Source organism: Acinetobacter sp. ANC 4862 (assembly GCF_004336635.1).
In the GTDB taxonomy this organism is placed as follows: Bacteria; Pseudomonadota; Gammaproteobacteria; order Pseudomonadales; family Moraxellaceae; genus Acinetobacter.
Window position 1 is genome coordinate 1 of the sequence record NZ_SJXH01000064.1, and the last position, 7,702, is coordinate 7,702.

Below are 7,702 nucleotides of genomic sequence, written 5' to 3' on the forward strand. Positions count from 1 at the left end.
CTTTAATTGGCTTATTGAAAGAAAAATACCATTTAGTAAGCAGTAAACATCGGGCTATTTCCGGTTTCCTAGCAGGCATATTTTCTTCTCTATGTGCCTATCAACTCTGTCAGAAGAATAAGCCAAAAATTCATGTCGTTAGAAATTTAGCTTATCCGTAACTAGGGTTAATAATAACTTATTAAATTGTAACTAATTATACAAGTGTATATTTGAATTTTGATGTTCTTTGCCATAGATACGTGGTTGGAGTTTTTGGTCAATGTAACGAAGCTTAAAACAAGACTTTTTGAACCGTTATGCCTAAATGAAAAAATAAATTGCCAGTACGCGTAATCATAGATGTATATATGTAAAAAAACGTCCATTTCATCAATTTGAAATGGACGTCCGGTTTTACAGTTTAGACTTAAGGACTGGAAATTTTTAAGCCTGATAACCATGACCGAAGCGATGCCGGTTTTAACGGTTTTTTCAGCAGCACAATATTCAGTTCTTTCAAATGTTGTGGAAGTTCAGGATCTGAATCTGCGGTAATCAGCGCCACAGGAACTTGCTCTTGACGATTTTCCAGAATGAAATCGAGACCGATTTTACCGTTATTCAAATGTTGATCGACCAGCCACACCTGAATGTTTTCTTGCTGAATCAGTTCTAGTGCCTGTTCAGGTTCGGTGGCTTTGAAGACTTGATAGCCCCATTTGGTGAGCAAGGTCGACATCCCTTCCAAAATAGTTTCATCATTATCCAAGCATAAAATTTTATAGGCTTTGCTTTTCAGCGGAATCGCCTGGACTGGCGCGGCTACCACTTTTGGTGCTTCCACAATCGGTACTTCAATCATGAAGCAAGAGCCTTTGCCATATTCGGAATAGACGTGTACAGGGTAGTCCAGCATGCTGGTCATGCGTTGTACAATGGCCAAGCCGAGTCCCAGACCTTGTTCACCCCAAGGCGAGGTATGACCGCAACGTTCGAACTCCTGAAACAGCTTAATCCGTTGTTCTTCAGCAATACCCGGACCGGTGTCCCAAACCCCAATACGGATATTGTTGGGTTTTTCTGCAGAACGTAGAACGCCGACAATCACCTTACCTTTAGCGGTATAACGTAATGCATTGCTGACAAAGTTTTGAATAATACGGCGAATCCATTGCGGATCAGTATCAATCCAGAATTGCGCATCATGCACACTGAATTTAATCCCGCGTTGTGCCGCAATCGATTTAAATTGCAGTTCTAAATCACTAAGCAAGTCATGCAGGGGATAAGCTTGACGTTTCGGTTGAATCGTCCCCCCTTCCAAACGCGCAATATCCAGCAGGGCAGACAACATGCTTTCTGCACCATGCAAGGCACGATCAAGTTGTTGCAGGGTCTTGCGATCTTCATCCGACTGAACACTTTGTTCCAAAGCGGTACTGAACAAACGCGCAGCATGCATCGGTTGTAACAAGTCATGACTGGCTGCTGCAATAAAGCGACTTTTCGACATATTGGCACGGTCAGCTTGTTCGCGTGCCAGCTGCTGCTCGGAAAGCGCATTGGCAAGCTGCTGGGTTCGATCCTGAACTCGCCCTTCAAGCATGGCTTCATTTTCACGGAACGCGGTAATATCGGCAAACGTAGTCACGAAACCACCGCCTTCAATCGGATTACCGCGCATTTGAATCACCCGACCATCTTTACGGATCCGTTCAAATTCATGCGCGCTACCCATCGCCATCCAGTGAATCCGTTTGCGTACGTGTTCTTCAACGGAACCCGGACCGCATTCACCACGTTCTGCGTTATAGCGAATTAAATCTGCAATTGGACAACCGACATAGACAATGTCTTTTGGATAATCGAACAGTTTAAGGTACTGATTATTCCATGCCACCAGACACATATTTTCATCAACCACACTCACTCCTTGGGTCATATGGTCAATCATGGTCATGATCAGGTTTTGGTTAAAACGCTGCCACTGTGAGGCCTGATCCAGAATATTCGCCACCTGACCGAGGGCTAAGCCATTATTCACCATAGCCGTAGTGAGCAGGGTGCGCGCAGAAGCTGAACCGATGGTTCCTGCCAGATATTGCTCGGTGAAGCGCCACCACATGCCATTGGCACTGCTGTTTTCATTCAGGATGACATTGTTTTGCGCACAGAATTGGTGGAAGGCTTGGGTGGCAGCACCTTCACCGGTAATCCGTTTGGCCAAGGCAATTAAATCTCCAACTTTTAGACGGGCCACATCATGTTGCAGGTAATTAATATCACTGGTCGTGCTATGCGAGGGTAAGGGCTTGGTTTCATAATAGAAGAAACTTTCCGCTTGAATCTGTTCTGCAATACTTGGGCGGAAAATTCGAGACACCCAAACATAGAGCAGGATATTCAGACCTAACGACCACACCACACCGTGGGTCAGGGCTGCAAAAGACTGAAAACCGAGCAATGCTTCTGGACGTAACCAGTTAATACCCAAAGGTCCCAGAGTCAGGAATTGTTGGGTAAACTGGCTATATTCAGCAGGTAAGCTACGCAGTACCGTCGGTAACAGCAAGGTATATGCCCACATTACAAAGCCGGTAATCAGACCTGCATAGACCCCTTGTTTACTGCCGCCACGCCAATAGAGTCCCCCAATCAGGGCAGGGGAGAATTGTGCAACCGCGCTAAATGCCAGCAAGCCAAAAACAGAGAGTTGGTCAATGTCATTAAAGAAATGGAAGAACAGGAAGCCCAGTAACATGACCGCTAAAATGCATATGCGGCGGGTAAATTTCAGTACCAAAGGCAGACGTTTGTCGTGACGTGAAAGTATGCCAGTGCGCCAGAGTGCCGGCATAATCAGGTCATTACTGAGCATGATCGACAAAGCGACAGAGGACACCAACAGCATGCCGGTTGATGCAGAAAAACCACCCAGGAAGGCCAATAGCGTCAACCATTCCTGGTTATAACTAAGCGGTAAGGAGAGAACGGCAACATCGGGAATGGCTAAAAAGTGCGGTGCTGCATGTAATGCCCAACTGGCAATGGGAATAATCGCGATGGTGGTGAGGATCAGATAAGTGGCAAACCAGCGACGCGCCCCACGAATATGTTTTTCATCGCGTAGTTCAACCACAGCCACATGGAATTGGCGCGGCAAACAAATGATTGCGAGTGCTGCCAATACCGTTTGTACCCAAAAAGTTTCCGGTACACCAAACAGTTGCACCTCTTTAAAGGTATCTGCGACATCACTTGAAATTTGCCCCAGATTGCCGGGAGCATCAAACACAAAAAATAACGCAACACAAATTAAAGCAAATAATTTAACAAAGGACTCAAATGCCACGGCCAACATTAAACCGCCATGTTGTTCGGTATTGGCAATTTGCCGGGTCCCAAAAATCATGGCCAAAATGGCTAATATCCCAGTTAAGAACAGCACACCATTGGTGGTACCTTCTATACCTGTACCTTGTTGCAAAACCACTGCAGCACTTAAGGCAATGGCTCTAAGCTGCAAGGCCAAATAGGGAATAATCGCGATGACGGCAAGAATAGTGACCAGGGAGGCCAAAGTCCCACTTTTGCCATAACGCGCGGCAACAAAGTCGGCAATCGAGGAAATGGCATGATGTTGACGTACTCGACCTAAGCGTCGCCAAATATCATAACCGACCCCGACAAAGATTAAGGGTCCCAAATAAATCGGCAGGAAGATAATCCCTTCACGAACAGCGGCACCGGTCGCACCATAGAATGTCCAGGATGAACAATAAACCCCTAAAGTCAAACTAAAGAGGAGCATGCGACCACGGGTACTTAATCGACTCGCGTGTTTTTCCCCAAAAAAGGCACAGATAAAAAGTAATGCGATATAGAGGGCGAGAACCCCGATAATGAGCCAGCTGTTCATATTGCCTACAGTGTAAAACTATATCGTAATCATACCCTATCTGGTAATCTGACCAGTGTAATTGGTTAAAATTTAACGACCAAAGTATTAATTACAACAACCCAACAAGATTGTTAAGTTATACAACGTAATAATTCGAATTAAAAAATAGCGCCTAAGGCTGGGCACAAACAGGAGCATTGGTTATGGATGAGAGACAGGTAGAGCAAATTCTACAGAATCCAAAATTTAAACAGATGGTCAGTAAAAAAAGCACACTGAGCTGGACACTTACAGCAATTATGTTGTTCGTCTACGTGGGTTTCATGCTGCTGGTCGGTTATAACAAAGAATTCTTAATGAGTTCTTTTAGCGGTGGTGTAACAACGTGGGGCATGCCACTGGGTCTAAGCATCATCGTATTATCATTTCTACTTTGTGGTGTGTATTCCTATATTGCTAACAACAAGTTAGATCCATTAACAAAAGAAGCAATGAGAGAAGTAGAAGCAATTGCGAATGAAAAAGGACCGCACTAATATGAAATGGAATTCATTGAAGGCTCAAGCCCTTGCAGCATCAACGCTGCTCATGTCGGGTATGGTCATGGCTGGCCCAGATCTTGGAGCTGCTGAGCAGCAACCAACCAACTGGCACGCAATCATCATGTTTGTGATTTTTGTTGCTTTCACTTTGGTGATTACCAAATGGGCAGCGAAGCAAACCACCAGTACGACAGATTTCTATACTGCCGGTGGTGGGATCTCAGGTTTCCAAAATGGTTTAGCGATTGCCGGTGACTATATGTCAGCTGCTTCGTTCCTGGGTATTTCCGCACTTGTGTTCAGTTCAGGCTTTGACGGTTTACTTTACTCACTTGGTTTCATGGTGGGGTGGCCAATCGTATTGTTCCTGGTGGCTGAACGTCTACGTAACCTAGGTAAATTCAACTTATCTGACGTGGTATCTTTCCGCTTGGCAGAAAAGCCAGTTCGTACTTTGGCGGCTGTGAGCTCACTTGTGGTTGTTGCATTCTACCTCATCGCTCAGATGGTCGGTGCAGGACAGCTGATCAAGCTGCTGTTTGGTTTGAACTACAACATTGCTGTTGTCATCGTTGGCTTGCTGATGATGGCTTATGTGATTTTCGGCGGTATGCTGGCAACCACTTGGGTACAGATCATCAAAGCGGTGATGTTACTTTCAGGCGCAAGCTTCATGGCATTTATGGTCATGAAAGGTGTGGGCTTTAGCTTCACTGAAATGTTTGACCAATCGATTCATATCTTCTCTAAAGTTCATGATATTACTTTGGCAGAAGCCGGCAATATCATGGGGCCGGGGAAGTTAGCCGCAAATCCACTTGATGCAATCTCTTTAGGTCTTGCATTGATGTTTGGTACTGCCGGTTTACCGCATATCTTGATGCGTTTCTTTACGGTGAAGGATGCCAAAGAAGCACGTAAGTCAGTGGTTGTTGCAACAGGTTTCATTGGTTATTTCTACCTTTTAACCTTCATCATTGGTTTCGGTGCGATTATGTACGTATCGAACAATCCACAATTCCTTGATGTGGCGAAAATGGCAGTGACTGGCAAGTTAGAGCTTGTTGGTGGTAACAACATGGCTGCGGTGCACTTAAGTGATGCGCTTGGCGGTGACTTGTTCATGGGCTTCATTTCAGCAGTGGCATTCGCAACGATTCTTGCAGTGGTTGCAGGTTTGACATTGTCTGGTGCTTCAGCAATTTCACATGACTTGTATGCAAACGTATTCAAGAAAGGTCAAACGACTCCTGAATCTGAACTTCGCATGTCAAAAATTGCGACTTTAGGTCTTGCAATTTTTGCGATGATTTTGGGTATTTTGTTCGAGAAACAAAACGTTGCCTTCATGGTCGGTTTGGCATTCTCGGTGGCTGCATGTGCCAACTTCCCGGTACTTGTATTGTCAATGTTCTGGAAAGGCTTAACCACGCGCGGTGCGGTCATTGGTGGTGTCGTGGGTCTAGGTCTTGCAGTGCTGTTGATTGTGCTGTCTAAAGCAGTTTGGGTGGATACATTAGGTATCTCTGATACGCCAATCAATCCATTTAACGGTCCTGCGATCTTCGCTATGCCATTGTCGTTCTTCTGCTGCTGGTTGTTCTCTGTGACTGATAATTCAGCACGTGCACAAGCAGAGCGTAAGGCATTTGACGCACAGTATGTTCGTTCAATGACAGGTATTGGCGCATCAGGTGCATCTGATCACTAAGACTCAAAATTGAATCTATAAAAAAGTCCCTGAGGGGACTTTTTTATTGCCTAGAGATTCAATATATGATTGATAAAGTGTTTTTTAAATTCAATCAGTTTGTTTTTGAAGCTGATTTTGATTTTTGTCTTGGGGGGAGTTCATTGTTAAAATTTAATTAGGGGGCATTTGTTAATGATTTTTTGGTGATTTTCATACAAATGTGTCACTGGTAGGGTGCTTAATTCATGCTAAGTTGATCAGGTGAAAAATAAAGAAAACAGCATAATAAAAAAACAGCAATCTCTTGGAGTGGTAAATGCAGGCCTTTATTGATGTTTGGAAGATTTTCCGCTTATTACCTTCAGCGTGGCTGATCTTATTGCAATTTATCATTTTAATATTATCTGTGGCAGGCAATTACAGTATGACCTATCGGACGTTGACCTGGCTTTTAGGGGGTCTTGGTTTTACTGGTGATCGCCAAAGTCATTCGCCAAACACCGATGTTTACCATTTTAGGATTGAGTTTTGTCGGTGGTGCGGTAATTTTTTCTTCACTGATTTTATTGGGTGTAAAACATCCCATGCTTCAAGTGATTGCGCATGGTTTCGAAGCTGCAGCCTATTTTAGTGCCGCATATGGTTTATTGCGTTATATGTTTGAAGATCGTTATTTAACTCGAGATGAACTGTTCGCTGCCGGTGCGGTATTTACATTGCTTGCTTGGGGTTTTGCCTTTTTATATAACATTTGTCAGCTTTTGGTACCGAGGAGTTTTCAAAATCCCAATATGACTGGTTTACAAACATGGCTGGATTTATTGTTTTTAAGTTTCAGTTTGCAGTCGGCAACAGGCCTGTCTGATTTAATGCCGATGAGTGCACCTGCACGTGTGCTGGCGGTGCTACAAATGTTTTGTGGTGTCATGTACTTGGCACTGATTGTTTCGCGTTTAATTGCCCTGCAATATATTAGATCTCTTGCGAAAGTCATTATTGAAAATTTATCCGGTTTACCAGTGCAGCGATTAAGTTAATGCGTAAACCGAATCTTTTCCGTCTATTTCGATAGCGTTCACTTAATATTCTAAATGTTTTCAATTGACTATTGATGTGTTCGATCACAACTCGTATTTTTCCAATCATTTTATTGTACTTTTTCTCAACATCAAATAAGGGTATATTCTTCTTTTTCTTTATTGGCATCAATAATTTAAAGCCATCTTGCTCTAATCCGTAGTACCCTAAATCGGTCATAACATATTCACAATGTTTGAATTTCTTAACCGTTTTTCTTGCCAGTTTAATGTCATGCTGACTGCCATTCGATATATCTAGCCCTATGATTTGTTTGCTCTTTGGATGATAGATCACTTTGAACCGTACCGGGTTTGTCGGAGACAGTTTATTTAAGTTAGGCTACCTGACCTAACGGATTAATTTTATCATAGTACATTGCTTCAAAATCAAAAGGTGACACATAACCTAGCGCACTATGTACACGTTCTTTATTGAACCAATCTACCCAGTTTAGTGTCGCAAGTTGTACATCTGCTAAACCTTGCCAATCTGCTTTTAAATATT

General features: G+C 43.5%; 4 protein-coding genes and 3 pseudogenes. 4 read left to right on the forward strand and 3 right to left on the reverse strand.

Features of this window, described 5'->3' with window-relative positions; translation table 11 throughout:
• Positions 1–161, forward strand: a pseudogene (locus tag E0409_RS16210) (IS982 family transposase); the annotation flags it as partial.
• Positions 162–409: 248 nt separating this feature from the next.
• On the opposite strand, the gene E0409_RS16215 reads toward E0409_RS16210, so the two are convergent.
• The gene (locus E0409_RS16215; protein ID WP_131292561.1) at positions 410–3,901 is read right to left on the reverse strand and encodes a hybrid sensor histidine kinase/response regulator; all 3,492 of its coding nucleotides are present in this window, start codon (positions 3,899–3,901) and stop codon (positions 410–412) included.
• A gap of 185 nt (positions 3,902–4,086) precedes the next feature.
• Here E0409_RS16215 and E0409_RS16220 point away from each other — a divergent pair, with 185 nt between their 5' ends.
• From E0409_RS16220 to E0409_RS16230, 3 genes and pseudogenes are all read left to right on the forward strand, one after another.
• Complete coding sequence (locus tag E0409_RS16220) at positions 4,087–4,419, forward strand: DUF485 domain-containing protein (RefSeq protein ID WP_067725504.1); 333 nt, start codon at positions 4,087–4,089, stop codon at positions 4,417–4,419.
• Between the two features lies 1 nt (position 4,420).
• Positions 4,421–6,136 carry a cation acetate symporter gene (locus E0409_RS16225; protein WP_131292564.1) on the forward strand — a complete coding sequence of 572 codons (1,716 nt, stop codon included), beginning with the start codon at positions 4,421–4,423 and terminating at the stop codon, positions 6,134–6,136.
• Positions 6,137–6,434: 298 nt separating this feature from the next.
• Positions 6,435–7,155: pseudogene (locus tag E0409_RS16230) on the forward strand (ion channel).
• On the opposite strand, the pseudogene E0409_RS16235 reads toward E0409_RS16230, so the two are convergent.
• Both E0409_RS16235 and E0409_RS16240 read right to left on the reverse strand, forming a co-directional pair.
• A pseudogene (locus E0409_RS16235) lies at positions 7,112–7,504 on the reverse strand (transposase); the annotation flags it as partial. The pseudogenes E0409_RS16230 and E0409_RS16235 sit on opposite strands and share 44 nt — an antisense overlap.
• A 28-nt stretch (positions 7,505–7,532) precedes the next feature.
• A partial coding sequence (locus tag E0409_RS16240) for an integrase core domain-containing protein (RefSeq protein WP_165541354.1) occupies positions 7,533–7,702 on the reverse strand: 170 nt, incomplete at its 5' end.

Excerpts from the sequence above, each read along its gene's own strand:
- E0409_RS16215 (WP_131292561.1), bottom strand. The coding sequence starts at position 3,901 with ATGAACAGCTGGCTCATTATCGGGGTTCTCGCCCTCTATATCGCATTA.
- E0409_RS16220 (WP_067725504.1), top strand. The coding sequence starts at position 4,087 with ATGGATGAGAGACAGGTAGAGCAAATTCTACAGAATCCAAAATTTAAA.
- E0409_RS16225 (WP_131292564.1), top strand. The coding sequence starts at position 4,421 with ATGAAATGGAATTCATTGAAGGCTCAAGCCCTTGCAGCATCAACGCTG.